The following is a 26,036-nucleotide window of genomic DNA, read 5'->3' as shown; positions in this document are numbered from 1 at the left end:
ACGCTCTAACGCTTTAAATCGAAGCATCGTGCTTTAATCCGAGAGAAGGTCGAACCATTGGCGCCTGCCAAACGCATCCTGACCATCGCGCCGGGAACACCCTTTCTAAAGACGCTGGCGCAGAGCCTTTGTGCGGGGACACTCGCGAAGGGCTTTGCCTATGATCCGGCCGACCCGCTGTCGCTTGCCCGCGTGACGATCTATGTGCCGACCCGCCGTTCGGCCCGTGTGCTGCGCTCCGAATTCGTCGATATTCTCGGCGGTCGTTCGGCCATTCTGCCAGTCATCCGCCCGCTCGGCGAGACCGATGACGACAGCGGCTATTTCGACATTGAAACGCCTGCGACAATCGATCTTGCACCTCCAATTTCCAGCACGGCGCGGCTTGTGGAACTGGCACGGCTGATTCTTGCCTGGCGAAACAGTCTGCCGGATGCGATCCGCGCTATCCATTCCGATTCGCCGCTCGTGGCACCCGCAAGCCCGGCGGATGCGATCTGGCTGGCGCGGGCACTCTCCGAAGTCATCGATGCGATGGATACGGAAGACAAGGATTGGGAAGCGCTTTCCGAACTGGATACGGCCGATCACGCCCAATGGTGGCAGTTGACGGCAAAGTTTCTGGAAATCGCAAGCATTTACTGGCCAGCTCGCCTCACCGAGCTTAACCGCTCTTCTGCCGGTCGGCATCGCAACGCCATCTTGCGCGCTGAGGCAGACCGGCTGAAGAAGATCGTGACGACGGATCCAATCATCGTTGCAGGTTCCACCGGCTCCATTCCCGCTGCCGCCGATCTGATTGCGGCCGTCGCCTCGCTGCCGCATGGCACGGTCGTGCTTCCCGGTCTCGACCTCGACATGCCGGAAGATCAGTGGCAGGCGATCAATGAAGCGCCGGATGACGCGGCAAGCCGCACCCATTCGCAATATGGCCTTTTCATTCTGTTGCAGAAGCTCGGCGTCTTGCGTCGCGATGTGGAGCGGATCGGTGCGCTGGACCGCGACCTGCAAGACCGCGCCGCCATTTTTTCCACCGCTCTTGCGCCGGTTCGGGCGACAGCGGAATGGAACGAGTGGTGCGCGGACAAAACCCCGGCCTTCTTCGAAAATGCCTTCTCTGCCGCTTCGATGATAGAGGCCGCCAATGAACGCGAGGAAGCAACCGCAATCGCCATCGCGCTAAGACTGGCGCTTGAAAAGTCCGGTCAGAACGGACCTTCACAGGCAGCTCTCATTACGCCGGATCGCGGGCTTGGGCGACGGGTGGCGACGGAGCTTGCCCGTTTTGGCATCGAGGCGGACGATTCCGCCGGGACGCCGCTCTCTGCCACGCCACAGGCCGGGCTCCTGCAATTGGCGCTGGAAGCGATCTTGCGGCCTGGCGATCCGGTGGCGGTCATTTCTCTGTTAAAGCACCCGCTTTGTCGCTTTGGTCTTAGCGAACCTCAGATGACTGAGGCAGTTGCAGCGCTTGAGCTTCTGGCCCTGCGCGGAGGGCGCGAAGAGACGACGCTTGGCAACCTCGGTGAACTTCTGGCGCATCAGATGGCACTTCATGCCGACGATCGCCATCCGCCGCATTGGCGTACGGCACTGTCCGAGGATGCGCCGCTTGCGGCTGGAGAGTTGGCGGCGCGTGTTAAAGCCGCGATAGAACCGCTGGAACAGGCTTTCATCCATCACGATCCGCTGCGCGGTCGCCTCACCTCCCGCCTGACGCTGGCTGAATGGGCGGAGTGTTCGGGCCGGGTGATCGAGGCGATCTGCCTGGATGAGGCTGGCGATCTGGTAAGCCTTTGGTCCGGCGAGGCGGGCGAAAAGCTTTCAACCCTGTTTGCCGAACTGATGGAGTGCGGCAATGCGTTGGAGGCGGATGGTCCGCAATGGATCGATATCGTCGCTGCCTTCGTCGCGGGCGAATCGATCAAACCACGCGCCATGCGACACCCGCGCGTCTTCATCTTTGGCGCGTTAGAAGCACGTTTGCAAAGCGTGGATACCGTCATCATCGGCGGTTTGAACGAAGGCGTGTGGCCCGGGCAAACGGCCAACAATCCCTTCCTCTCGCGCAGCATGAAAACGTCGATCGGGCTTGAGCCGCCGGAACGCCGCATCGGGCAGTTGGCGCATGATTTTGAGATGGCAAACGGCACCCGTCACATCATCTACAGCCGCGCACTGCGCCAGGGTTCAACGCCTGCCGTTGCTTCGCGCTGGCTGCAAAGGCTGCTGGCGTTGGGCGGAGAGGATTTTGCCGAGGCGTTGAAGCAACGCGGCGAATCCTACCGCCATTGGGCGATGATGCTGGATGACAGCGAGACGCAGGATCCAGCGCGACGCCCTGCCCCTACCCCACCTGCCGATTTGCAGCCGAAGAGCTATTCCTTCAGCGAGGTCGGACGGCTTCGCCGTGACCCCTACTCCATCTATGCGCGGCGCATTCTGAAGCTCGATCCGCTGGACGAGTTCAACCGCGATCCAGGCGCTGCCGACCGCGGGACGCTCTATCACCGCATTATTGAACTTTACTCTCGCGAGGAGCACGTTCCCGGCACCCCGACATCCGAAGATGCGATGATGCGCGTGTTGAATGCGTGTTTCGACGAAGAGAACCTGCCAGCACATATCGATATCGTCTGGCGACCGCGCTTCGTTGCTGTGGCGCGCGAGTTTCTCGCCTGGGAGAAAGATCGCCGTCCCATAGTGCGCCGCTCCTATGTGGAGGCCCGCGCCGGACAGGATATTCCAGAGGCCGGTATCCGGCTGACCGGCGTGGCCGACCGGATCGACATCAAGACCAACGGCAAGGCGGATATTGTCGATTACAAGACGGGGCTCTCCCCGACTGTGAAACAGGCCCGCTCCCTCCTCGATCCGCAACTGGCGCTGGAAGCGGCCGCTCTGATGCGGGGCGCTTTCCGCGACGCCGGAACGCCGACGCCGGAGGATCTGATCTATGTGCGCCTGCGGCCCGGAGAGCGCTTTGGCACCGATGTCGTCAACAACGAGAACGCCAAGGCGACCGCCAAGACGGTACCGAAGAGCGCGGCGGAACTGGCGACGGACTCGATCGAGCAGCTGAGCAAGTTCATCAAAGCGTTGCGAGACGGTAAGAACGGCTTCGTGTCGCGCCTGATCCCGGAAGAACAGCAATCCTATGGCGGCGAGTACGACCATCTGGCGCGCGTCTCCGAATGGTCCACCGCAGAACCGGGAGATGGCGATGGCGAATGATCTTTTCGAATACGCCGCCGAGCAGGCTCTCGATCATGGGCCGGAGCGCGACGAACCAAGCGCATGGATCGACTGGACGACACGGCAGCAGACCCGCGCGTCCGATCCGAAAAGCTCGGCATGGGTGTCGGCCAATGCGGGTTCGGGCAAGACACATGTTTTGACGCAGCGGGTGATCCGTCTGCTGCTGGCCGGTTGCCGCCCCTCCGCCATTCTCTGCCTGACCTATACGAAGGCGGCGGCCTCGGAAATGTCGAGCCGTGTCTTTGATCGTCTCGCGGATTGGGCCACGCTCTCCGACACCGCCTTGAGAGACCGCATCACGTCAATTGAAGGCCGTGTCCCGGACGCGATCAAGCTGAAGGAGGCACGCCGTCTTTTTGCCAAGGCGCTGGAAACACCGGGCGGACTGAAAATCCAGACGATCCACGCCTTTTGCGAAGCGCTGCTACACCAGTTTCCGCTGGAAGCGAATGTCGCCGGCCACTTCTCGGTTCTGGATGACCGTGCCGCCAGCAGTCTCTTGGCAGAGGCGCGCCGCAGCCTGCTGACCGCCGTTTCGCTGGAACGCGACACACCACTGGCGCTGGCGCTTGCCTATGTGCTCGATCTGGCCGACGAGACCGGGCTGGAAGCGCTGCTGAGCGCCATCGTTGCCAACCGCAATCCTCTGCGCGGCTTTCTTGAAGACGCTGCACGCAGCGGCGGGATCGACGCGGCGCTTCGACGCCATGCCAGCATCGGTGCCAGTGAGACGCTTGAGACGGCAGCGGCGGCCTATTGGCCACTCCCAGGTCTCTCCGGCCTGTCGCTCGACACCTATCTGACGCTGTCCGACGAGGTTGGCGGGGCGCGCACCCATGAGGTGTCCTATGCGTTGCGGGAAGCAGCGAGGGAAAGCGACCCGTTCAAGCGTATCGCCTTCATTGAAAGCGCGCTGCTCACCCAGAAGGGCGAGCGCAAATCCGATGCCTACGTGATCAACAAGGCGATGCAGACCGCAGCACCCAATCTTCTGGATGACCTGACGCTTGCGCGCGCCCATGTGGTTGCTTGCCGCGACCGGTACCGGACGCTGCGCATGCTCGAAGCCACCCGGCATGCTCTCACACTTGCGGATCGGCTGATCGGCGACTTCGAGGACTTGAAGAAGCAACGCAGCCAACTCGATTTCGAAGACCTGATCGAGCGCGCAGCCACGCTTCTTAACCGCGATACGGCAGGTGCCTGGGTCCATTACAAGCTGGACCAGGGTATCGACCATATTCTTGTCGATGAGGCGCAGGATACGAGCCCGGTACAGTGGTCAATCATCCAGTCGCTGGCGGCAGATTTCTTCCATGGCGAGACGGCGCGCGCTGGTCAACGCACATTGTTTGCCGTGGGTGACGAAAAGCAGTCGATCTATTCTTTCCAGGGCGCAAGGCCGGAGCGGTTTTCGCAGGAACGCGAAGAGACGGCGCGGCGGGTGAGTGCCGTCCAGCAGATCTTTCATCCCGTGCGTCTGCCGCTGTCCTTCCGTTCCACGGCGGATGTGCTGGCCGCAGTGGATCAGGTCTTCTCTTTACCCGAGAATGCCGCCGGTCTCAGCGCCGACAACGAACCCGTCGAGCATCGCTCCAACCGCCTTGGGCAGCCCGGAACGGTGGAACTGTGGGACATGGTTGCCGCCGAGCCCGCGGAAGATGAAGAAGACTGGACGGCGCCCTTCGATGCGTTGCGCGAAAGCGCCCCGCCCGCCATTGTTGCACGCCGGATTGCCGCGCGTATCGCAGCGATGATCGGCACCGAAACGGTGATCGAGAACGGTGTCGAACGTTTTATCGAGGCGGGCGACATTCTGGTGCTGGTGCGCAAGCGCCATGCCTTCGTCAACGCGCTGACGCGCGAGTTGAAGCAGCGCAAGAACATTCCCGTTGCCGGTGCCGACCGCTTGCGGCTGACGGACCACATCGCCATCCAGGATCTGCTGGCGCTGGGGCGCTTCGTGCTTTTGCCGCAGGACGATCTGTCACTTTCGGCGCTACTGAAAAGCCCGCTCTTCAACCATGATGAAGACGATATTTTTGACCTAGCGGCCAAGCGTCCTGAGAAGACGAGCGTCTGGGATCATCTCCAGCAGCGTGCGCAAGACGATGGAAGCCGCTTTACCGAGACGCTTGAAACCCTCTCCTCCCTCATTGCGCTCTCCCGTACCGCGACGATCCACGATTTCTATGCGGCGGTGATGACCATCTATCAAGGTCGCAAGCGCTTTCTTGCGCGGCTCGGCAACGAGGCGAGCGACGTTCTGGATGAGTTTCTGTCCTTTGCGCTCGATCACGAAAAGACCGGCCTTCCCGGCCTGCAATCTTTCATCTCCGTACTGGAGACAGACGCGCCAGAGATCAAGCGCGAGCAGGACAAGGAGCGCGGCGAAGTCCGCATCATGACGGTTCATGCCTCCAAGGGTCTCGAGGCACCCGTGGTGTTTCTGGTCGATGGCGGCTCGAAGGCTTTCATTCCGAGCCATGTGCCTCGGCTGCGCTTTCTCGAGACCAAGTATGCCGCATTTCCCGTATGGCTGCCGGGAAAGAGCTTCGACAACACGCTGATCGACCAGGATGATGGCCGCTTGAAGGATGCGGCGGAGCAAGAGTATCGCCGTCTCCTCTATGTCGCCATGACGCGCGCTGCCGACCATCTGATCGTTTGCGGCTATCGCGGACCGAAGGACAACCCGGATTGCTGGCACCAGATGATCAAGCGGGCGCTTGCCGTCGATGAAGCACGATGCGCGTCGCATCAGTTCCAGGCAGGTGGCGAAGCCTGGGACGGTCTGTTGTGGCAAATGCATGCGCAGGCACCCAGAACGATCGCCGAGAGCAAGGTGCTGCCGAGCGCCGCACCCGAGGCATTTCCCGCCTCGCTGATGCAACCACTGCCACCGGCTCCTGCCCTTCCCCGGCCGCTCAGCCCGTCCGGCGCCGGGACGATCGTCGATGACGGCGCAGACGATCTTATTGTCTCCTCCCCGCTCTTTACCAAACCGGAAACATCGTCCGGCCTTGCGCTGCAACGCGGGCGTCTTGTGCACCGGATGCTGCAGACGCTGCCCGACTATCCCCAGCATGAGCGGGAAGACGCCGCCCGTCGCTATGCGGAGCGTGCGGCGCGCTACTGGCCAGAGAGGGAACGCGAGAGGCTGATCCGCACCACGCTCGCCGTTCTGTCCGAGCCGGCAATTCAATCGGCCTTCTCCGCCAGCAGCCGGGCAGAAGTCTCGATCATGGGGACATTGCGCCTTGGCAAACAGGATTTCGCCGTTTCCGGCCGGATCGACCGCCTCGCGGTGGATGGCGAGCGCGTCATTTTGGTGGATTACAAGACCAATAGGATACCGCCAGCCAACGAGAACACCATTCCATTCGCCCATATCGCCCAGCTTGCAATCTACCGCGAGATTTTGAAGCCGCTCTACCCGGACAAAGTCTTTACCTGCGCGCTCGTCTATACGGAGAACGCATCCTTCGTGACGCTCAAGGACGAAGCGCTGTCACAAGCCCTTGCCGCAATCTCGACAAAGTGAGATACCGGACATTGAAAATGCTCATCCCCCGCATCACATGAATGCCGAACAGATTCACTGAAAGGAGAGCCAATTATGGCTACCGTGAAAGTCGATACCTCCAACTTCCAGTCTGAAGTTCTCGAATCCGCTGAGCCAGTCGTCGTAGACTTCTGGGCCGAGTGGTGCGGCCCGTGCAAGATGATTGCCCCGAGCCTCGAAGAGATCGCTACGGAACTTTCTGGCAAGGTGAAGGTCGCCAAGCTGAACATCGACGAAAATCCTGAGCTTGCTGCTCAGTTCGGCGTTCGCTCCATCCCGACGCTTGCCATGTTCAAGGGCGGTGAAGTGGCTGATATCAAGGTCGGTGCCGCTCCCAAGACGGCACTTTCTGCCTGGATTTCCAGCGCCGCCTGATCGTTTGCCCATGCAAGATTAAAAGAAAGCCCGGTTCTGCCGGGCTTTTTTCTTGGTCGTCGGTTGCGTGATGCCTTCGCGATTATTGTGGCGGTGTGCCATTCAGCGCCAGCGCATTACCGGCGAGATAGAGCGATCCGCCGATCAGGATTCGCGGCGCGGGCTTGTTAGGGTCGAGACGCTTAGCCAACTCTTCAAGAGCTTCTTCGATGGAAGCCGTAGGAGCCGCCGTCAGTCCGGCATCAAAGACGGCGTGAGCGAGGACGACCGGGTCGATCGCTGCATCGGACCCGTGGATCGGCACGGTGAAGACGTATTCGGCAATGCCGGCGAAAGCCTTGAAATAGCCGACCTGATCCTTGGTGTTGATCATTCCGGCAATCAGAATCAGCGGACGCGCGCTCTTTTCTTCAAACCCTGCCATGGCTTCGGCGATGACTTCGCCCGCGCCAGGGTTGTGACCGCCGTCAATCCAGATTTCGCTCCCCTTTGGCGCAAGGTCGAAGATGCGGCCACGGGTGATGCGTTGCAGGCGGCCCGGCCATTCGACCGAGGTCATGGCCTTTTCGATCATGCGGTCGGTCACGCTGAAGCCGGCAGCCTTGACGGCGCGAATGGCAGCCGCGGCATTGCCGAGCTGATGGCGACCGGGAAGGCGCGGCAGTGGCGCATCGACAAGGCTGAACTCGTCCTGGTAGACCATGCGTCCATGTTCTTCATGGGCGGAGAAATCCTGACCATAGACGGCTGTCGGACATTTCAGCCGCTCGGCGGTAGCGATCAGCACATCGAGTGCGGCGTCGTATTCCTGATAACCGATGACGACCGGCGAGCCGGTCTTCATGATGCCAGCCTTTTCCGCGGCGATGAGTTCGACGCGATCGCCGAGATAGGCCTGATGGTCGAGCGAGATCGGCATGATCACCGAGACCGCCGGATTGGAAATGACGTTGGTCGCATCGAAACGGCCGCCGAGACCGACTTCCAGAACGACCACATCCGCTGGCTGTTCGGCAAAGAGCACGAAGGTGACTGCGGTCAGGATTTCAAAAACGGTAATATGCTGGCCATCATTCGCGGCTTCCACTCTTGCCAGGGCATCGGCAAGCATGGCGTCTTCCACCAGTCGCCCGGGTGCGCCGGAGACACCGATGCGATATCGTTCGTTCCAGTTGACCAGATGCGGTGAGGTGTGAACGTGGACGGCAAGGCCTGCCGCTTCCAGCAGAGCACGGCTGAAGGCAGAGACCGAGCCTTTGCCATTGGTGCCCGCCACATGAATGACGGGCGGCAGGCGCTTGTGGGGATTGCCGAGCTTCTCAAGGAGACGGGTGATCCTGTCTAATGATAGATCGAAGCCCTTGGGATGAAGCTGCATCAATCTGTCGATGATGCGTTCTGCCTCGCTCATGTCAGGCTTCGTCATATCTGTCATCCACCCCTCCGGAGCGATTTGTTCGAGGTGTCAGGCCGTGGCGGCCAGAGGCACGACATCCTTCGAGGTGTTGGCAGGCGTCTTCGTCATGATCTTTAAAAGATTGGCGAGCGTATCGGGGATCGAGTGGCGATCGACGACCATGTCCACCATGCCGTGGTCGAGAAGATATTCCGAAGTCTGGAAACCCTCGGGAAGCTTTTCGCGGATGGTCTGCTCGATGACGCGCTTGCCGGCGAAGCAGATTTCAGCCCCAGGCTCGGCAATGTGGACATCACCCAGCATGGCGTAAGAGGCTGTCACACCGCCCGTCGTCGGGTTGGTCAGAACCACGATGTACGGCATGCCCGCTTCTTTGAGCATGTTGACTGCAACCGTCGTGCGCGGAAGCTGCATCAGCGAGAGTATGCCTTCCTGCATGCGCGCACCGCCGGAAGCCGGGAACATGACGAGTGGGCAGCGCTCCGAAATCGCACGCTCGAATGCCTTGACGATCGCCTCGCCTGCGGCAATGCCGAGCGAGCCACCCATGAACTGGAACTCGTGCACGACAGCGACGATCTTCAGGCCTTGAAGCTTGCCGACGCCCGCCAGGATCGTGTCTTCCTGCTCGGTCTTTACGCGGCTATCGCGCAAGCGGTCGGAGTATTTCTTCGAATCACGGAATTTCAGCGGGTCCTGTGCCACTTTCGGCTGAGGCAGCGCCTCATAGGCACCGTCATCGAAAAGATCGGCAAGGCGCGCCTTTGCTGGCATTTTCATGTGGAAGCCTGACGCGGGAATGACCCACTTGTTATCTTCCAGATCCTTGTGGAAGACCATCTCGCCGGTTTCCGGGCACTTGATCCAGAGATTTTCCGGGGTGTCCCGGCGGCCCAGCATGGAATTGATCCGCGGGCGTACGTAATTGGTAATCCAGTTCACGTTTTTTACTCCTGACTGTCCGCGCTGAACCGACGATCCTTCGGCAGCAGTTGAGCGGAATGGTGACGCATCGCTGCGATTTCAACCTTATTCCGCTCGTCTTCTCTTAATTCAAAATCAGCATGGCGATTTCAAGTCGGTGCCGACCTGATACCGCCTTGGTCTTATGCGCGCGAGGCGCGCACGCCCGTCGAAAGGCCCTTTACCAGTGTTGTTACCGCCGGCACAGTGTCATTCGTCGCCTTGCCATCCTTGGTGAGGCTCAGCGCAATCTGGTTGACGATGGCCGAACCGACCACGACACCATCGGCCACCGCACCGATCGCCTTTGCGTGATCGGCCGTCTTGACGCCGAAGCCGACGCAGACGGGCAGATCGGTATGCGACTTGATCCGCTCCACGGCACCGGAAATCGTCGACGGATCGGGCAAGGCCGAACCGGTGATCCCGTTCATCGAGACATAATAGACGAAGCCGGAGGTGTTCTTCAGGACAGTCGGAAGACGCTTCTCATCGGTTGTCGGCGTTGCCAGACGGATGAAATTGACGTCCTTCTCGACAGCAGGGATGCACAATTCGTCATCCATTTCTGGCGGCAGATCGACCACGATCAGTCCGTCAATGCCGGCTGAGAGCGCGTCGTCCAGAAACTTGTCGACGCCGTAGATGTAGATCGGATTGTAGTAACCCATCAGCACGATCGGCGTCTCGTCATCTTCCTTGCGGAATTCACGCGCCAGATCGAGCGTGGTTGCCAGCGTCTGGCCACCCTTCAGCGCCCGCTGTCCGGCCATCTGGATCGCCGGGCCATCGGCCATCGGGTCGGAAAACGGCATGCCGAGTTCGATCACATCGGCACCGGCTTCCGGCAAAGCCTTCATGATACCGAGCGAAGTTTGGAAATCAGGATCGCCGCCCATGAAGTAGGTCACGAGGGCCGGACGATTTTGCGCACGCAGATCGGCAAAGCGCTTGTCCATACGTGCAGTCATATCAGAGTCCCATTCCCAGAATTTTACCGACCGTGAAAATATCCTTGTCGCCGCGGCCACAGAGATTCATCACAATGATCTCATCCTTGCCCATCTTCGGCGCGCGCTTGATGACTTCGGCCAGCGCATGGCTCGGCTCAAGCGCTGGAATGATGCCTTCGGTGCGCGTCAGCATCTGGAAGGCCTCAAGCGCCTCATTGTCCATGATCGGCACATACTCCACGCGACCGGCATCCTTCAGCCAGGAATGCTCAGGCCCGATGCCCGGATAATCGAGACCGGCCGAGATGGAATGACCTTCCTTGATCTGGCCGTCACCGTCCTGGAGAAGATAGGTGCGGTTGCCATGCAGGACTCCCGGCGAACCGGCGGTCAGCGAGGCGCAATGCTCTTCACCGTCCAGACCCTTGCCGCCCGCTTCGACGCCGACAATCTTGACGCTCGTATCATCGAGGAATGGATGGAACAGGCCGATGGCGTTGGAACCACCGCCTACGGCTGCGACCAGCATATCCGGCAAACGACCCTCGAGTGCCAACAGCTGCTCACGCGCTTCCTTACCGATAACCGACTGGAACTCACGCACCATTTCCGGATAGGGATGCGGGCCAGCTGCTGTCCCGATCATGTAATAGGTGTCGTCGACATTGGTGACCCAGTCGCGCAGCGCCTCGTTCATGGCATCCTTCAGCGTGCCGTGGCCAGCCGTCACCGGCTTCACTTCGGCACCGAGGAGCTTCATGCGGAACACGTTGGGCGCCTGACGCTCCACATCCGTCGCGCCCATGTAGACCACGCACGGAATACCAAAGCGTGCGGCGACCGTCGCGGAGGCCACGCCGTGCTGACCGGCACCGGTTTCGGCGATGATGCGGGTCTTGCCCATGCGCTTGGCAAGAAGGATCTGGCCAAGGCAGTTGTTGATCTTGTGCGAACCGGTGTGGTTCAACTCATCGCGCTTGAAGTAGATCTTCGCGCCACCAAGCTCAGCCGTGAGGCGTTCGGCAAAATAGATCGGGCTCGGGCGACCGGTATAATGGGTATTAAGGTGTTCAAGCTCTGCCTTGAACTCCGGATCGTTCTTGGCCTTTTCCCACTCGGCTTGCAGGTCGAGGATCAAAGGCATCAGCGTTTCGGCAACGAAGCGGCCTCCGTAGATACCGAAGCGTCCGTCCTCATCGGGACCGGCGCGAAACGAGTTGGGTTTCAGCGTTTCGTTCACTTTCAAACTCCCTGCAGCCTAGCCGATCGAACCGCATCGAAAAATGCGTCGATCCTGGCCAAATCCTTTACACCCGGCGCGCTTTCCACGCCTGAGGACACATCCAGTCCACCTGCCCCGGTTTTCGCCAGAGCCTCAGCGACGTTATCGGCGTTCAGTCCCCCGGAAAGCATGTAATTCACGCCTTCGTCAAGAGAATGCAGAACGCTCCAATCAAAGGAGACGCCATTGCCTCCCGGCAGTTCAGATCCCGCCGGCGCCTTGGCATCGAAAAGAAAACTGTCCGCGATCCCGATATAGGGATCGATCTTGGCGAGATCATCGGCGTCACGGATAGAAAAAGCCTTCATTACCGGCAGGCCGTAGAGCGCCTTGATGCTCAATACGCGCTCCGGGCTCTCGCTGCCATGCAATTGAAGGATATCAGGTTTCAGAAGATCGATGATCTCATCCAGCTCGTCGTTGTCAGCATTGACGGTGACGGCAACGATCTTGACGCTGCCACGGACGGCATCCGCCAATTTACCGGCAATATCCGGCTCGATGTTGCGCGGGCTCTTTTCGAAGAAGATGAAACCGATATGCGTCGCCCCACGCCGGACCGCGCGTTCGACGGCTTCCGGCGTTTTCAGCCCGCAAATCTTGATGTCCGGTGTTCTGGCACTTTTCATGACTGGGACGTGACATGAAAAGGCGTGCGAGTCGAGCCAAAATGCGGGGGAAGACGATCAGCCCAGACATGTTTCACGTGAATCCAAACCTTTGATTGAGCTCAATCGAAGTCTATGGCGTGAAGTTGAGACCCGTTCTGCTTTAGCCAGGCTTTTGCCTTCTCCATCTCCGGGCAGAGCTTCTTGCACAGTGCCCAGAATTTCGGTCCGTGGTTCATCTCTTTCAGATGGGCGACTTCGTGAGCGGCAAGATAATCGATAACGCTTTCCGGCGCCATGACGATGCGCCAAGAGAAGCTCAGGTTGCCCTCATGCGAACAGGAACCCCAGCGGCTGCGGGTATCCTTCATCGAAATGGAGCGCACCGGCCTTCCAACAGCCTTGGCGTGGATTGCGACAAGCCGCTCAAGATCGGCGCGTGCTTCCTTCTTGAGGAAGGTCGCCACGCGGCGTCCGGTATGTTCGGGCAAACCGCTGACCTTGAGCAGAGGCTGACCGTTTTCATCCTGGGCGATATGGGTGATACCGCGCATCGATCCCGTGTGCCGGATGGCGTGCGGCGTGCCGCGGATGGAAATGGTCGCACCATCGCTCATCCCCGTTGGCGCGGAAAACTTGGAAAACTTGGCTTCCAGCCAGCCCTGATGACGATCGAGAAACATGTCGACCTGCGCGTGATGCAGACCGTAGGGGATGGTCAGCGTCAGTGCTTTGCCGCCCGGCTCGATGCGAAGCGTGATGCGTGTTGCCCGCTGATTCTCCTTGATGGTGATCGGCACATTCCGCCCGCCAACGTCCACCGTGCGTTGGGTGAACACCGGTTTGCGGGAAGACGTCGATTTTGAGGACTTTCGAAGCAGCGAAAACATGACGCCGTCATAGCGCCTTCCGCCTCTAAAAGCCATCCGCCCGGTTCACCTCTAGGGTTGATGGTCGTTGAAAAAGGCCACCATCTGCGGAACAATCTCGTTGCGGAAGCGCGAACCGTTGAAGACGCCATAATGGCCGACATCCGGCTGCATATAATGGCGCCGTTTCTCTGCTGGCAGATTCAGGCAAAGATCATGCGCCGCCTTCGTCTGGCCGACACCGGAGATATCGTCATTCTCGCCCTCGACGGTGAAGAGCGCGACGTTGCGTATCGCAGCCGGATCAACCACCCTGCCCCTGTGCATCATCGTGCCTTTTGAAAGAGCATGCTCGATAAAGACGGTCTCGACGGTCTGGAGGTAGAACTCGGCAGTCAGATCCATGACGGCGAGATATTCGTCGTAGAACTCCCGATGCTTTTCAGCCGAATCGCCGTCGTTCTTGACGAGATTCAGATAGAAATCCTTATGCGCCGTCATGTGCCGGTCGAGGTTCATCGACATGAAGCCGGAGAGCTGGAGGAAACCCGGATAGACGGAACGCCCGAAACCCGGTTGCGGCCACGGAACAGCCATGACGACACTGTCGCGAAACCAGTCGATCGGCTTTGCTTTTGCCAGCTCGTTGACGCCTGTGGGATTGATGCGCGTATCGATCGGTCCACCCATCAGCGTCATCGACGCCGGTGCGAGAGGATCTTGATCCGCCTCCATCAACGCCACGGCAGCAAGAACCGGCACCGAGGGCTGGCAGACGGCAACCACATGGGCGCCACCACCCAAATGATGCAGCATCTCGATCACGTAGGAGATGTAATCATCCAGATCGAAGCGGCCTTCCGTCAGTGGAACCGTGCGCGCATCGATCCAGTCGGTGATGTAGATATCCGCATGGGGAAGCAGCGCTTCCACCGTGCCGCGCAAAAGCGTGGCGTAGTGACCGGACATCGGTGCCACCAACAGGATTTTAGGATCGGCTGGCCGATTTTCGGGAGGCGCACGATTGAAGTGGATCAGTCGGCAGAAGGCTTTCGACCAAACCACCTCTTCAGAGACCGCGGTGATTTTGCCATCGATCACGGTCTTGGAAATCCCGAATTCGGGCTTGCCGTAGCGACGCGTCAACCGCTCAAAGACTTCGAAGCCAGCGTCAAGGCTGCGGCCAAAGGCGGTATTGGACAGGGGATTAAGAGGATTGTTGCAGGCTTGGCGCATCAGGTCGGCACCGGCCCGCAAGGGTGCCATGGCCGCATGGTTCATTTCGTAAAGATGGTAGAACACGAATAAACGCCTCCCGTCGTCATCGTCGTCTTTTGTGACAGTCTAGCATCTTTTCGCAGTTGCACAAAACTGCTTGGTTCAGCCCTGCCCCTCCTCCGCCGGATACGGAGCGCGAGGAGGAGGCTGGACCGGTTCATTCTTTAGATATCGGCGACGAACGTCTGCTTCTGAGAGCCAAGACCTTCAATACCGAGTTCAACGACATCGCCGGCTTTGAGGAAGCGCTGTGGCTTCATGCCGAGACCGACACCAGGAGGTGTGCCGGTGGAGATGACGTCGCCTGGATGCAGCGACATGAACTGGCTGAGATAGGACACGACATTGGCAACACCATAGACCATGGTCTTGCTGGAGCCGTCCTGCATGGTCTCACCATTGACCTTCAGCCACATGCCGAGGTTCTGCGGATCGGCAATCTCGTCCTTGGTAACGAGCCATGGGCCGATCGGGCCGAAGGTGTCGCAGGACTTGCCCTTGGTCCACTGGCCCTGGCGCTCCGTCTGGAAGGCACGTTCGGAGACATCGTGCGAGACGCAGTAGCCAGCGACGTAATCGAGCGCGTCGGCTTCCGACACATATTTCGCTGTCTTGCCGATGACGACGCCGAGTTCGACTTCCCAGTCGGTCTTTTCAGAGCCACGTGGAATGACGACATTGTCGTTCGGGCCGACAATGGCCGAGGTGGCCTTCATGAAGATGACTGGCTCGGGTGGAACGGCGGCACCGGTTTCCGCAGCATGGTCCGAGAAGTTGAGACCGATGCAAATGAACTTGCCGGTTCCGGCAACGCAAGCGCCAATGCGATCTTCGGTGAGAACCGGAAGCGTGGACAGATCGAGTGCCGCAATCTTCTTCAAGCCTTCCGGCGAAATCGCTTCGCCGCCAATGTCCTTCACGTGGGCAGAGAGATCGCGGACTTTTCCTTCCGCATCGAGAATGGCGGGCTTTTCGTGGCCGGGCTGGCCGACACGCATCAGTTTCATGGATCTCTCCCAGTTGTCAGACAAGATGATGCATATATGAACGAACTATTTATCCTTGTCACCCCTTGACCATGAAGAGGCCTAAAAAATACGATCGCCCTTCCTTTCCTCCTCTGTTGATAAGGACAGATCATGACGACCAGCAATTCTCGTGAGACAGATTATCCTATTCACCCTCTTTTTCTCGATCGCTGGTCGCCGCGCGCCTATGACGGCGAGCCGATACCAAAGGACGATGTGCTGACGATCCTCGATGCAGCGCGATGGACGCCCTCTGCTTCCAACCTGCAACCTTGGCGCTTCGTCTATGCGCTTAAGGGCTCGCCAGAATGGGACGGGTTCGTGAGCTTTCTGATGGAAGGAAACCAGCGCTGGGCCAAGAACGCTGCGGCCCTGATCGTCATCCTGTCGCGCACCTACAATCTCCGCGATGGCGAGAAGAAGCCTGCGACCACCCACTCCTTCGACGCCGGTGCTGCCTGGTTTGCTCTTGCCATGCAGGCGCATAAGCTCGGTTATCATGCCCATGGGATGGCCGGCATTTTCAAGGATAAGATCGCCGAGCAGTTGGACGTGCCGGAAGGCTACGCCGTGGAAGCCGTGGTCGCGATTGGCAAGATCGCGCATAAGAGCACGCTTCCTGATGATCTTGCAGAACGGGAGGTACCGAGCAAAAGGCTTCCGCTGTCGGCGATCGCGTTCGAAGGTAAGTTCACCGGAAAGGCGGACTGACGTTCGGGAGATCCGAATATTAGCCGGATTCTAAAGAATCAGGCGATGCCCGAGAAGACGCTCGGAATCTGACTCGCCATGCGATTGTAGTCGGGCTCCTTCACTCTCACGCCATCCTCTGACTTGATCCGAGGAGTACCAGCGCCGCTCTGAATGCAATGTAGCAAATATCATGTCAGCTCCAGCTTGATGGAGGCGCAGCCACCCCTTCTCATCAGCAAAAAACCCGGCATCGCTGCCGGGTTTCTTAACAAACTGTTTCACGTGAATCGTGATGCAACACGATCCACAGCCAAATCAGATATCGAGGTTCGCGACGCTGAGCGCGTTTTCCTGAATAAAGTCGCGACGTGGTTCGACTTCGTCGCCCATCAAGCGGGCAAACAGCCCGTCGGCGTCGGTCGCGTCATTGACCTTGACCTGGAGGAGCGAACGCACATTGGCGTCAAGTGTCGTTTCCCACAGCTGCTCGGCGTTCATTTCACCGAGACCCTTATAGCGCTGCATGGAGAGACCCTTGCGCCCTGCGGCAAAGATCGCTTCCAGAAGCGCGCGGGGACCGGAGATCTGCAGGCTTCCATCCTTGCGTTGCAAGACCGGGACGGTTGCATAGACCTCGCGGCTGCGCGCCGCCAGCTGATCGATATGGCGGGCATCGGCGGAACCGAGCAGGCCCATGTCGATGGTGGAAAGTTCCTTGACGCCGCGCACCATGCGCTGGAAGCGCAAGCCGCCATCGGCCAAAACCTCACCAGACCAGCCACGCTCGGTCTCTTCAGCGATCATGTCCAAACGGCGAGAGACTTCAGCCACCGTCGCGTCTGCCTGGCTGGCGTCAGCCGAGATTTCAGGATTGAGCGCACCGGCGATCGCCGCCTGCTCCACGACGGAACGGTTGTAGCGGGAGTGCAGGCCATCGATCAGCGAACGCATGCGAACGGCATCCGCAATCACTTCGCGCAAATCTTCTCCAACTCGAACTTCGCCCGAGCCAAGCGTCAGCGATGCTTCCTCTATCCCCATGGAGATCAGGTAATCTTCAAGCGCCTTTTCATCCTTCAGATACTGAACGGACTTGCCGCGCGTCACCTTATAGAGAGGTGGCTGGGCGATATAGAGATGGCCGCGCTCGATCAATTCCGGCATCTGGCGGAAGAAGAAGGTCAGAAGCAGCGTGCGAATATGGGCGCCGTCCACATCAGCATCAGTCATGATAATGATCTTGTGGTAGCGCAGCTTATCGGCATTGAACTCGTCCTTGCCAATCGACGTGCCAAGCGCCGTAATCAGCGTGCCGATTTCCTGGCTGGACAGCATCTTGTCGAAGCGGGCACGTTCGACATTGAGGATCTTGCCGCGCAGTGGCAGGATCGCCTGGGTTTCACGTGAGCGTCCCTGTTTGGCCGAACCGCCAGCGGAATCACCCTCGACGAGGAAGAGTTCGGACTTCGCCGGATCGCGCTCGGAACAATCCGCAAGCTTGCCCGGCAGTGAGGCGATATCGAGAGCGCCCTTACGACGGGTCAGCTCGCGTGCCTTGCGCGCCGCTTCACGTGCGATGGCAGCTTCGACAACTTTCCCGACAAGGATTTTTGCTTCCGTCGGATGTTCTTCGAACCAGGTGCTGAGCGCTTCGTTGACGAGATTTTCGACAACCGGCCGCACTTCGGAGGAAACGAGCTTGTCCTTGGTCTGCGACGAGAATTTAGGGTCAGGAACCTTCACCGACAGAACGGCAGTTAGACCTTCACGGCAGTCTTCGCCCTGAAGCGAGACTTTTTCCTTCTTGGTGATGCCGGAGCTATCCGCATAGGAGGTGACCTGACGCGTCAGCGCACCGCGGAAGCCTGCCATATGCGTGCCGCCGTCGCGCTGGGGAATGTTGTTGGTAAAGCAGAGCACATTCTCGTGGTAGCTGTCGTTCCACCACATCGCCACTTCCACCGTGATGCCGTCCTTTTCGCCGCGAATGGAAACGGGCTTATCCACCAGCGGCTTCTTCGCGCGGTCGAGATAGCGCACGAAGGCTTCGAGACCGCCATCGTAAACCATCTCCTCCTGCTTGATATCGGAGTGGCGCTTGTCGGTCAGAAGAATGCGAACGCCGGAATTGAGGAAGGCGAGTTCGCGCAGGCGATGTTCGAGAGTGGCGTAATTATATTCCGTCATGGTGAAGGTCTCGGTGCTCGCCAGGAAGGTGACTTCCGTGCCGGAGCGGCCTTCATATTCGCCGATGACTTCCAGCGGCTTGTCCGCGACGCCGTGGGTGAAGGAGATTTCATGGACCTTGCCATTGCGGCGGATACGAAGCTTCAGCCAGACGGACAGGGCGTTGACGACCGAAACGCCCACGCCATGGAGACCACCAGATACCTTATAGGAATTCTGGTCGAACTTGCCGCCGGCGTGGAGCTGCGTCATGATGACTTCAGCAGCGGACACGCCTTCGCCGGTGTGTATGTCTGTCGGGATGCCGCGGCCGTTATCCGTGACGGTGACGGAGCCATCGGCATTCAACGTCACGGTGACGAGATCGGCATGACCGGCCAGCGCCTCGTCGATGGCGTTGTCCACCACCTCATAGACCATGTGGTGAAGGCCGGACCCATCGTCAGTATCCCCGATATACATGCCGGGACGTTTGCGCACAGCATCGAGGCCCTTGAGAACCTTGATCGAATCGGCTCCATATTCCGTATTCACGCTGTTTTCGCTCGACGGTGTTTCAGTCATAAGCATTCTTTCCAATGGGCGCTGCCAGAGCGCACCGCTTTTTCGGGCGCGCAATCGCAGCGAATCACTTTCAATCCAGTTGGCCGACTATAGGAATTCCGCCCCGATATCCAAAGTCTGCGCCCCTCAAACCCTCGATAAAACAGGGGATAGCGCGACTTTCAGTCACAAGAACGGCCTTTTTGCAGCACGGCTGATAACTCGTCTATCACAGTCGGAGGCAGCTTGCGAATATCACGCGCAAGAGCGTTGGCAAAAGCGGTATATTCCGGCGCAAGACCCGCCGTATCGATGGTGACACGGGGATGCGATGTACCCGCCAAGCGGAACAATTCCTCAGCGTCATCCCAGATGATGTTGAAGTATCCAGCAATGCGCTGCAACAGATCAAAGCTTGGGGTACCACGTTTCCCGTGTTCCAGAGCAGAGAGATAGGCAGGCGAAACGCCGATTGCGAGTGCCATCTCTTTTTGCGTCACGCCCTTTTGCTCTCGCAACCGCCGGACCGCTTCGGCAAAAGGTGTCACGTCTTGTCTCCGCGCCTGCGGGCCAGCCGCACGTAAAGTGCGCCGTCCCCTCCATGGTTCATGGAGGCGTCCTCGTAAGACGAAATCAGGTGGCGGTATTCGGGTTTGGAAAACCACATGGGCACCGCGCGCTTCAACGCGCCGTCGCTGCCCATGGACCGGCCCTTGCCGGTGATCACCAATACATGGCGCAAGCCCCGCTCATGCGCACGCACGAGGAAATCGAGCAACACCGCATGCGCCTCGCTCTGGAACATGCCGTGAAGATCGATGCGCGCCTCAAGCGCCAGGCGACCGCGGGTCAGCTTACGCTTGACCGGCTTTTCCAACGGATGATGGACCCGGTCCTTCTTCACATTCGGCGTGGAAGGCTCGGGAACCGGCTCTATGATCATGCGCGGAAACGGTGGATTGGACTTGGCGGGCGCGACGGGCGGCGCGGTCGCAGGCTCCGCCTCGACATCCTCGAAGGTCAGCAACTCTTCCATGCGCCCGGACATGGGTCGTGCCGTCCGGGCGACCTTCCCCCAGAGAACACGCTCCTCCTTGCCGAGTTTGCGCCCACCCTTCATCAGGAATACCTTTTCGCAGCCTCTTTCGGGATGAGTATAGTGAAATCCGCTTGATTGCGCACGGTGCCTGCAAGCTCCCCTGCTCCGTCCCCCGAGCCGGTGAAGATATCGCCCCGCGCCGGTCCGACGATGGCAGATCCGGTATCGAGCGCCAGCATCAAGCGGGCAAAAGGCTTCCCACCATCGAGATGGGTCAGGCTCTGCGACTGGATGAAAAAGGGGAAACCAAAGGTGTGGATCAAGCGGTCGACGGCGAGAGATCGCTCCGCAACCAGCGGCACCTTGGCCGCGGCAATTGGTCCGAGATCGAGCCCGTCTACTGCTGCCTCACGGAAGAAGATGTAGGATCGATTGTGCCAGAGCACTTCATCCACCTGGTCGGGATGATCGGCAAGCCACCGACGAATGGTCTGCATCGAGATGGTCGCTGAATCCAATTCTCCACGATCCAGCAGGAGGCGACCGATCGGCGAAAAGCGGTGCCCAGCCTTTGCAGAATAGGTAATGCGTTTCAGTGACCCATCCGTCAATCTGAGCCTTGCAGCGCCCTGAACATGGACGAAGAAGAGATCGACCTTGGATTTCGCAAAGGCGATTTCGAGACCCCTGCCCTCAAGATAGCCCTGATCGATCTGCCGACGATCCGGATATTCGGAAATTTGACCGTCCTTCTCCAAGGCAAAAGCGTAGTAGGGATCGATATGGGAGGGGCGGTTTCCATCATCGAGATCGATCAGATCGGCGGGCCGATTGTAGATCGGATATTTCCAAACGTTGTCTCGTATGGCCGAGACCTCAAGTTCCGGCTCATAGAAAGCGGTAACGAAGCCGCGCTTGTCATTCGGCAAAGTGATCCGGAAGGGAACGCAGTGTTCCTCGAAGAAGGCGCGTGCCTGATCGGGACCGACAATATTTGCAGCCTTTGCCTTTTCCAGCAGCGCGGTTAGGTCCTCGGCTGTGAGGCCTAAGCTTGCAGTGCGATAGGGTTTGCCCTTGGTAAGATAGTTCAGAATATCGCCCATGGCGGCAAAAAGGGCTGAGGGATCATCCTGCCCCCAGCCCTCCAGCTCATCAAATGACACCCGTGTCAGGTGAAAATCAGCGTCCGTGCTCATGCTTCGGATTCGGTTGCGATTAGCTTCCAGTTCGGATCACGCGAACGGATATCACGGGAGAAGGTCCAGATATCGTCTACCTCGGATACGTTTTCAGGGTCTCCATCCACCAGCTTGCCGTCCTTGTCGTAGGTGGCGGATATCAACTGGCTGATGATGCGCAATGTGATCTGCTCTTCTGAACCACGCACCGCAGCCTGGGTGATATCGATCTTCTCGATGCCGACGAAGGTGGACTTCACCACTTCGCCGCGCTTTTCGCGGTCGGAGATTGCCGCATCGAAACCCTCATAAACTTCCTTGGACAGGAGATTCTTCAAGCTGTTGCGGTCGCCATCGGCAAACGCCATGACGATCATCTCATAGGCCATGCGGGCACCGTTGAGAAATTCCTTGGGCTGGAAGGACGGATCGCTCTCGACCAGCTGGCGCAAGGAGTCGTTCAGAGCAGAACCGGGAGCCGCCACCGCGTCCACAGCGGCAAAACGATTTTCCTCGGTCTCGCCACGCTTCGGCAAGGTAACGACCTTGTTATCGTCGACCGGCGCTTTTGCAGCTTCACGAGCGCTGAAAGGATCAAATGGCGGCTTCTCGTTGCCGGTGCGGCGGCCAAGCACACTGCGCAGCTGGAAAAAGATCAGCACCGCCGCCACAAGGAAAAACAATGTTATGAAGTCGCTTGAGCCCATCTTTTACCGAAACCACCATTTAAATCCAATGTTGAACCATCATATAGTCTGCATCCGTGCAATCTTCAAATATGCAGATTCAATCGGCGGTTCATGCAGATCGGTTTTCTGCTCACATTACAACACGCAAGGCTAGAAATATGCGTTTCTCACTGCTGCCGGTCATCGTCCTGCTGATGCCCATTCTGGAAATCGCCGGCTTCATCGTCGTCGGAAAGGCAATCGGTCTGTGGCCAACCCTCGCGTTGATCGTGCTCACCTCGATGCTGGGCCTGATCATCCTGCGCAATGGCGGGCTTGGCATGGTGCGTAATCTGCAAAATGCAGGCCGCACCGGCGACCAGCCGGCAGAGGCGCTTGTCAGCGGCGGTATGCGCGTGATCGCGGGTATTCTGCTCTTCGTTCCCGGCTTCATCACCGATGTCATAGGGCTTCTTCTGCTTGTCCCGGCAGTGCGGAGGTTTTTCTGGAAGGCGTTTCGGCCGAACATCATTGTCACGGATTTTGCCCGCGGAGGCTTTCGCAGCAATTCACGAGGTCCGGCATCATCGAAAGTGGTCGATCTGGATGATGAGGATTTTCATAGAGAAGGTCCGAACAATTCACCCTGGTCACCGGATCGCAACGACCGCGATCTGCCGAGACACTAACTCTCCGGCGGGGGCGGAAGGGTTGTAAGCCCCCGGCCCAGATGATAGACGGCTTTCACGGCATTCACTTTGCGAGGCATATCATGACCACTGAAAATGGTGCACAGAACGGCGCGGCGCCGTCTCTCAATATTCTGACCCAGTACACGAAGGATCTTTCATTCGAAAATCCGGGTGCACCGCGTTCGCTTCAGGCTCGTGATGGCGCGCCTTCGATCAACATTAATGTCAACGTCAATGCAAACCCGATTTCCGGTTCGGATTTCGATGTTGTCTTGACGCTGAACGCCGAAGCCAAGGATGGCGACAAGGTTCTGTTCGTGGCCGAACTGACCTATGGCGGTGTCTTCCGCATCACCGGCTTCCCGCAGGAGCACATGCTGCCGGTTCTCTTTATCGAGTGCCCGCGCCTGCTCTTCCCCTTCGCCCGTCAGATCATTGCAGACGTGACACGCAATGGCGGCTTCCCGCCACTGATGATCGACCCTATCGATTTCGCGCAGATGTTTGCTCAGCGCGTCGCTGAAGAACAGGCCCGCTCTCAGGTCCAAGCCGTTCCGAACTGATCGGATCGAAACACACCCCTTCAGAACCCGGGTTCAAACGCCCGGGTTTTTTGTTGGCCGGATGGCAGGTCGGAAACCTCAGGATGACTGGCGGTACTTGTTCCAGATCGCCTTGTCGCCCATGGACTGAACAAGCTTCTCATGGGCCGCCAGTGCCTGCATATCAAGTCGCGGTGGGAGTGGCCGCTCACGCTGTAGCGGTGCCACAGGCTGTTCGTCCTCATGCATAGCGACTTGCGTTTTCGCCGCCGAACCAAAACCAAGCGCCGTCTGACGGCCACCGATCATCTCGATGTAAACTTCCGCCAAAAGTTCGGAGTCGAGCAATGCGCCGTGCTTGTCACGACGTGAATTGTCGACGCCATATCGACGGCAAAGCGCATCGAGGGAATTCGGACCCATAGGATGCTTCCGTCGCGCCAGCGCCAGCGTATCCGTCACCCATTCCAGCGACACGGGCTCAATACCCAAGCGGGCAAATTCCGCGTTGATGAAACCCATATCGAAGGTGGCATTGTGCGCCACCCAACGGGCACCATCGAAAAATTCGCGAATCTGGCCGACAACATCGGCAAATTTCGGCTTGTCCTGGAGAAACTCATCGGTGATCCCATGCACCGCGAGCGCATCCGGATGCACCTTACGATCTTCCGGATTGATGTAGATGTGGATCGATCTGCCAGTTGGAAAATGATTGACGAGCTCAATCCCGCCAATTTCAATGATGCGGTCGAACTTGGACTCCAAGCCTGTGGTTTCCGTATCGAAAATAATTTCGCGCATCGAATTCGTATCCTTGTACATGCTGGCACTCATCCTCAAGCTCTCTGCGGTTATAGAACTACCGCTGCGAAAGGGCCTGAAGCACGGAGCGGACCTGGGCTTTTGCGTCCTCAATACCACGTCCCGTATCGATGACGAAATCGGCTTTCCTGCGCTTGTCCGCATCCGGCATTTGCCGGGCCAGGATCATAGCAAACTTCGCTTCCGTCATGCCTGGGCGCGATAAGACACGCTCCCTCTGAATATCGGGCGCACAGCTGACAACCACGACAACATCCACGCGCGTCTCGGCCTTCGTCTCGAATAGCAGCGGGATGTCGAGAAGTGCGACTGCCATACCCTTGGCTCTTTGCTCCAAGATGAAAGCATCCTGTCTGGCGCGGACGAGCGGGTGAACTATGTTTTCCAGAACGGAAAACTGAGCCGGATTCTCACGCAGCATCTGGCTTAAGATCGCCCGGTCTACCTTCCCTTCCCTCACAGTCTTCGGGAAGACGACAGCAATCGGCGCGACGGCGTCCGTCTCGTAAAGCTCATGTACCAGTGCATCGGAGTCACAAACCGGCACACCTTCTTCGGCAAAAAGTCTGGCGGTTGTGGTCTTTCCCATACCAATGGAGCCGGTCAGGCCGATGACGATCATGCGTGCCGATCCATATCTGCAACGATCATCGCGCGAAGTGCCGGGGTGACATCCGGTTTTTGCCCAAACCACTTTTCAAAACCAGGTCGGGCCTGATGAAGCAGCATTCCAAGACCATCGACTGTCACAAAACCCTGCTGTTCCGCCATCGCCATGATCGGCGTTTGCAATGGCACATAGACGATATCCGTCACCACTGCGTTCTTCGACAGAGGTGAAAAGTCGATGAAGGGCGCCTCTGCACCATCCATGCCAAGCGAGGTGGTGTTGACGAAAAGCCCGCAGCCTTTCAAGACCTCGCCAAGGGCGTCCAATGAATGCGCGTAGACATTTGAACCGAACCGGTCGGCAAGTTCCTGCGCCCGTTCCACGGTACGATTGACGACGTGGATTTCCGAGATGCCACGATTGCGAAGGGCCTGGATGACGGCACGGCTGGCGCCCCCTGCCCCAAGCACCAGCGCTTTATCGGTCTTCTCCCAACCAGGCTGCTTATCATCGAGATTGGCGACAAAGCCAAAACCGTCCGTATTGGTCGCATGGAGCACGCCGTCTTCAATCCAGATCGTATTGGCCGCACCAAGCTCTTCAGCCAGTTCATCGGGCTTGTCCGCCAATCGGTAGGCGGATTCCTTGTGGGGAATAGTGACGTTTCCGCCGACATAGGGTGCATCCTTTTGCTTCAAAGAGCCAAGGAATGACGTAAAATCTTCGGGTGATTTTTCCACCGCCTCATAAAGACCATCGATCTGAAAATGGTTCAGCCAAAAATTATGGATCAAAGGGGAGCGGGAATGCTTGATCGGATAGCCGGTTACGAAAGCTTTCTTGGTTAATGTTTCACGTGAATCAGCCATCGATCACTCCAAGTTCCCGCAATTGCGTCAAAAGAGGAAGAAGCGGTAGCCCGAGAATGGTGAAGTAATCGCCTTCAATATCATTGAATAGCTGGATTCCCTCTCCTTCCAACTGATAGGCGCCGACGCTGGAAAGAACCTTTGAGCCGGATCGTTCGAGATAACGAGAGACGTATTCGGATGAGAGTTCCCGGACCGTCATTCTTGCAATACTGACGGCTCCCCATTGCACCTCCCCATTCCTTGCCAGTGCGACGCCGCAATTCAACAGGTGCGTCTTGCCGGATAGGGATAGGAGATTTGCATGGGCCTCCTTCAGATCCTTCGCCTTGTGATAAATCCTGCTGCCAAGCGACATGGTCTGGTCCGAACCGATGACGACGGCATCCGGGTGCAAAAGGCTCACGGCAACTGCCTTGGCCCGGGCGAGCTCCAGCGCAATAGTCTCGGGCGCTGCCCCATCCGCTTCAAGCCTGGCATCAATCGCGCGCTCATCGATATCCGCTGGAATGCTTGAAAACGTAAGACCAGCGTTGCGCATCAGCATCTGGCGCGAGGCGCTGGCAGATGCAAGGATCAGTTCGGACGTCATGG

General features: G+C 58.5%; 23 protein-coding genes. 6 read left to right on the top strand and 17 right to left on the bottom strand.

The window, feature by feature from the left end:
• The first annotated feature begins 57 nt into the window (after positions 1-57).
• The 3 genes from addB (at position 58) to trxA (ending at position 7,198) form a co-directional block, all read left to right on the top strand.
• The gene (gene addB, locus QE435_RS13955; protein WP_349041743.1) at positions 58-3,234 is read left to right on the top strand and encodes a double-strand break repair protein AddB; all 3,177 of its coding nucleotides are present in this window, start codon (positions 58-60) and stop codon (positions 3,232-3,234) included.
• On the top strand, positions 3,224-6,802 hold the full coding sequence (gene addA, locus QE435_RS13950; RefSeq protein WP_349041742.1) for a double-strand break repair helicase AddA: 3,579 nt from the start codon (positions 3,224-3,226) through the stop codon (positions 6,800-6,802). Before addB ends, addA begins: the two co-directional genes overlap by 11 nt.
• Before the next feature lie 75 nt (positions 6,803-6,877).
• Entirely contained in the window at positions 6,878-7,198 is a 321-nt protein-coding gene (gene trxA, locus QE435_RS13945; protein ID WP_062424674.1) for a thioredoxin, read from the top strand.
• A gap of 82 nt (positions 7,199-7,280) precedes the next feature.
• Here the strand turns inward: trxA and QE435_RS13940 are convergent, their stop codons facing one another.
• The 8 genes from QE435_RS13940 to QE435_RS13905 all read right to left on the bottom strand — a co-directional run bounded on the left by QE435_RS13940 (position 7,281) and on the right by QE435_RS13905 (position 15,575).
• Positions 7,281-8,624 (bottom strand): folylpolyglutamate synthase/dihydrofolate synthase family protein, encoded by a 1,344-nt coding sequence (locus QE435_RS13940; protein ID WP_349042863.1) that lies wholly within the window; start codon positions 8,622-8,624, stop codon positions 7,281-7,283.
• Between the two features lie 39 nt (positions 8,625-8,663).
• Complete coding sequence (accD, locus tag QE435_RS13935) at positions 8,664-9,557, bottom strand: acetyl-CoA carboxylase, carboxyltransferase subunit beta (RefSeq protein ID WP_349041741.1); 894 nt, start codon at positions 9,555-9,557, stop codon at positions 8,664-8,666.
• A 164-nt stretch (positions 9,558-9,721) separates the two neighbouring features.
• A complete protein-coding gene (gene trpA / locus QE435_RS13930; protein WP_309772068.1) occupies positions 9,722-10,549 on the bottom strand; it encodes a tryptophan synthase subunit alpha in 828 nt (275 codons plus the stop codon).
• 1 nt (position 10,550) lies between these two features.
• A complete protein-coding gene (gene trpB, locus QE435_RS13925) occupies positions 10,551-11,771 on the bottom strand; it encodes a tryptophan synthase subunit beta (RefSeq protein WP_306934707.1) in 1,221 nt (406 codons plus the stop codon).
• 2 nt (positions 11,772-11,773) lie between these two features.
• The gene (locus QE435_RS13920) at positions 11,774-12,442 is read right to left on the bottom strand and encodes a phosphoribosylanthranilate isomerase (protein WP_309772066.1); all 669 of its coding nucleotides are present in this window, start codon (positions 12,440-12,442) and stop codon (positions 11,774-11,776) included.
• 101 nt (positions 12,443-12,543) lie between these two features.
• Positions 12,544-13,311 carry a M48 family metallopeptidase gene (locus tag QE435_RS13915; RefSeq protein WP_349042862.1) on the bottom strand — a complete coding sequence of 256 codons (768 nt, stop codon included), beginning with the start codon at positions 13,309-13,311 and terminating at the stop codon, positions 12,544-12,546.
• Between the two features lie 51 nt (positions 13,312-13,362).
• Positions 13,363-14,592 (bottom strand): polyhydroxyalkanoate depolymerase, encoded by a 1,230-nt coding sequence (locus QE435_RS13910; RefSeq protein ID WP_349041740.1) that lies wholly within the window; start codon positions 14,590-14,592, stop codon positions 13,363-13,365.
• Between the two features lie 140 nt (positions 14,593-14,732).
• Complete coding sequence (locus QE435_RS13905) at positions 14,733-15,575, bottom strand: fumarylacetoacetate hydrolase family protein (protein ID WP_349041739.1); 843 nt, start codon at positions 15,573-15,575, stop codon at positions 14,733-14,735.
• 132 nt (positions 15,576-15,707) lie between these two features.
• On the opposite strand from QE435_RS13905, the gene QE435_RS13900 reads away from it, so the two are divergent.
• A complete protein-coding gene (locus QE435_RS13900) occupies positions 15,708-16,307 on the top strand; it encodes a nitroreductase family protein (protein ID WP_349041738.1) in 600 nt (199 codons plus the stop codon).
• A gap of 297 nt (positions 16,308-16,604) precedes the next feature.
• On the opposite strand, the gene gyrB is transcribed toward QE435_RS13900, so the two are convergent.
• The 5 genes from gyrB to QE435_RS13875 form a co-directional block, all read right to left on the bottom strand.
• Complete coding sequence (gene gyrB / locus QE435_RS13895) at positions 16,605-19,040, bottom strand: DNA topoisomerase (ATP-hydrolyzing) subunit B (RefSeq protein WP_349041737.1); 2,436 nt, start codon at positions 19,038-19,040, stop codon at positions 16,605-16,607.
• A gap of 161 nt (positions 19,041-19,201) precedes the next feature.
• Complete coding sequence (locus tag QE435_RS13890; RefSeq protein WP_306934701.1) at positions 19,202-19,567, bottom strand: helix-turn-helix domain-containing protein; 366 nt, start codon at positions 19,565-19,567, stop codon at positions 19,202-19,204.
• Positions 19,564-20,139: a Smr/MutS family protein gene (locus tag QE435_RS13885; protein ID WP_349041736.1), complete on the bottom strand. Its 576-nt coding sequence runs from the start codon at positions 20,137-20,139 to the stop codon at positions 19,564-19,566. Before QE435_RS13885 ends, QE435_RS13890 begins: the two co-directional genes overlap by 4 nt.
• A complete protein-coding gene (locus QE435_RS13880) occupies positions 20,139-21,254 on the bottom strand; it encodes a murein transglycosylase A (protein WP_349041735.1) in 1,116 nt (371 codons plus the stop codon). Before QE435_RS13880 ends, QE435_RS13885 begins: the two co-directional genes overlap by 1 nt.
• Positions 21,251-21,943: a Tim44/TimA family putative adaptor protein gene (locus QE435_RS13875; protein WP_309772056.1), complete on the bottom strand. Its 693-nt coding sequence runs from the start codon at positions 21,941-21,943 to the stop codon at positions 21,251-21,253. The genes QE435_RS13880 and QE435_RS13875 overlap by 4 nt, the downstream gene beginning before the upstream one ends.
• A gap of 140 nt (positions 21,944-22,083) precedes the next feature.
• On the opposite strand from QE435_RS13875, the gene QE435_RS13870 reads away from it, so the two are divergent.
• Together QE435_RS13870 and secB are read left to right on the top strand one after the other, a co-directional pair.
• The gene (locus tag QE435_RS13870; protein WP_349041734.1) at positions 22,084-22,593 is read left to right on the top strand and encodes an FxsA family protein; all 510 of its coding nucleotides are present in this window, start codon (positions 22,084-22,086) and stop codon (positions 22,591-22,593) included.
• A gap of 83 nt (positions 22,594-22,676) precedes the next feature.
• Positions 22,677-23,159, top strand: a complete 483-nt coding sequence (secB, locus tag QE435_RS13865; RefSeq protein WP_296016126.1) for a protein-export chaperone SecB — start codon at positions 22,677-22,679, stop codon at positions 23,157-23,159.
• Between the two features lie 78 nt (positions 23,160-23,237).
• Here the strand turns inward: secB and dnaQ are convergent, their stop codons facing one another.
• The 4 genes from dnaQ to QE435_RS13845 are packed head-to-tail and all read right to left on the bottom strand — an operon-like array spanning position 23,238 to position 26,034.
• A complete protein-coding gene (dnaQ, locus tag QE435_RS13860) occupies positions 23,238-23,942 on the bottom strand; it encodes a DNA polymerase III subunit epsilon (protein WP_349041733.1) in 705 nt (234 codons plus the stop codon).
• A 58-nt stretch (positions 23,943-24,000) separates the two neighbouring features.
• Positions 24,001-24,585: a dephospho-CoA kinase gene (coaE, locus tag QE435_RS13855; protein WP_349041732.1), complete on the bottom strand. Its 585-nt coding sequence runs from the start codon at positions 24,583-24,585 to the stop codon at positions 24,001-24,003.
• Positions 24,582-25,442: a shikimate dehydrogenase gene (locus QE435_RS13850; RefSeq protein ID WP_349041731.1), complete on the bottom strand. Its 861-nt coding sequence runs from the start codon at positions 25,440-25,442 to the stop codon at positions 24,582-24,584. Before QE435_RS13850 ends, coaE begins: the two co-directional genes overlap by 4 nt.
• Entirely contained in the window at positions 25,435-26,034 is a 600-nt protein-coding gene (locus QE435_RS13845; protein ID WP_349041730.1) for a Maf-like protein, read from the bottom strand. The genes QE435_RS13850 and QE435_RS13845 overlap by 8 nt, the downstream gene beginning before the upstream one ends.
• Between the last annotated feature and the right edge of the window lie 2 nt (positions 26,035-26,036).

Source organism: Agrobacterium sp. SORGH_AS 787 (assembly GCF_030819035.1).
Classification (GTDB): Bacteria; Pseudomonadota; Alphaproteobacteria; order Rhizobiales; family Rhizobiaceae; genus Agrobacterium; species Agrobacterium larrymoorei_B.
The sequence above is the reverse complement of the archived record's forward strand: the minus strand, read 5'-3'. Positions and strand labels throughout refer to the sequence as shown.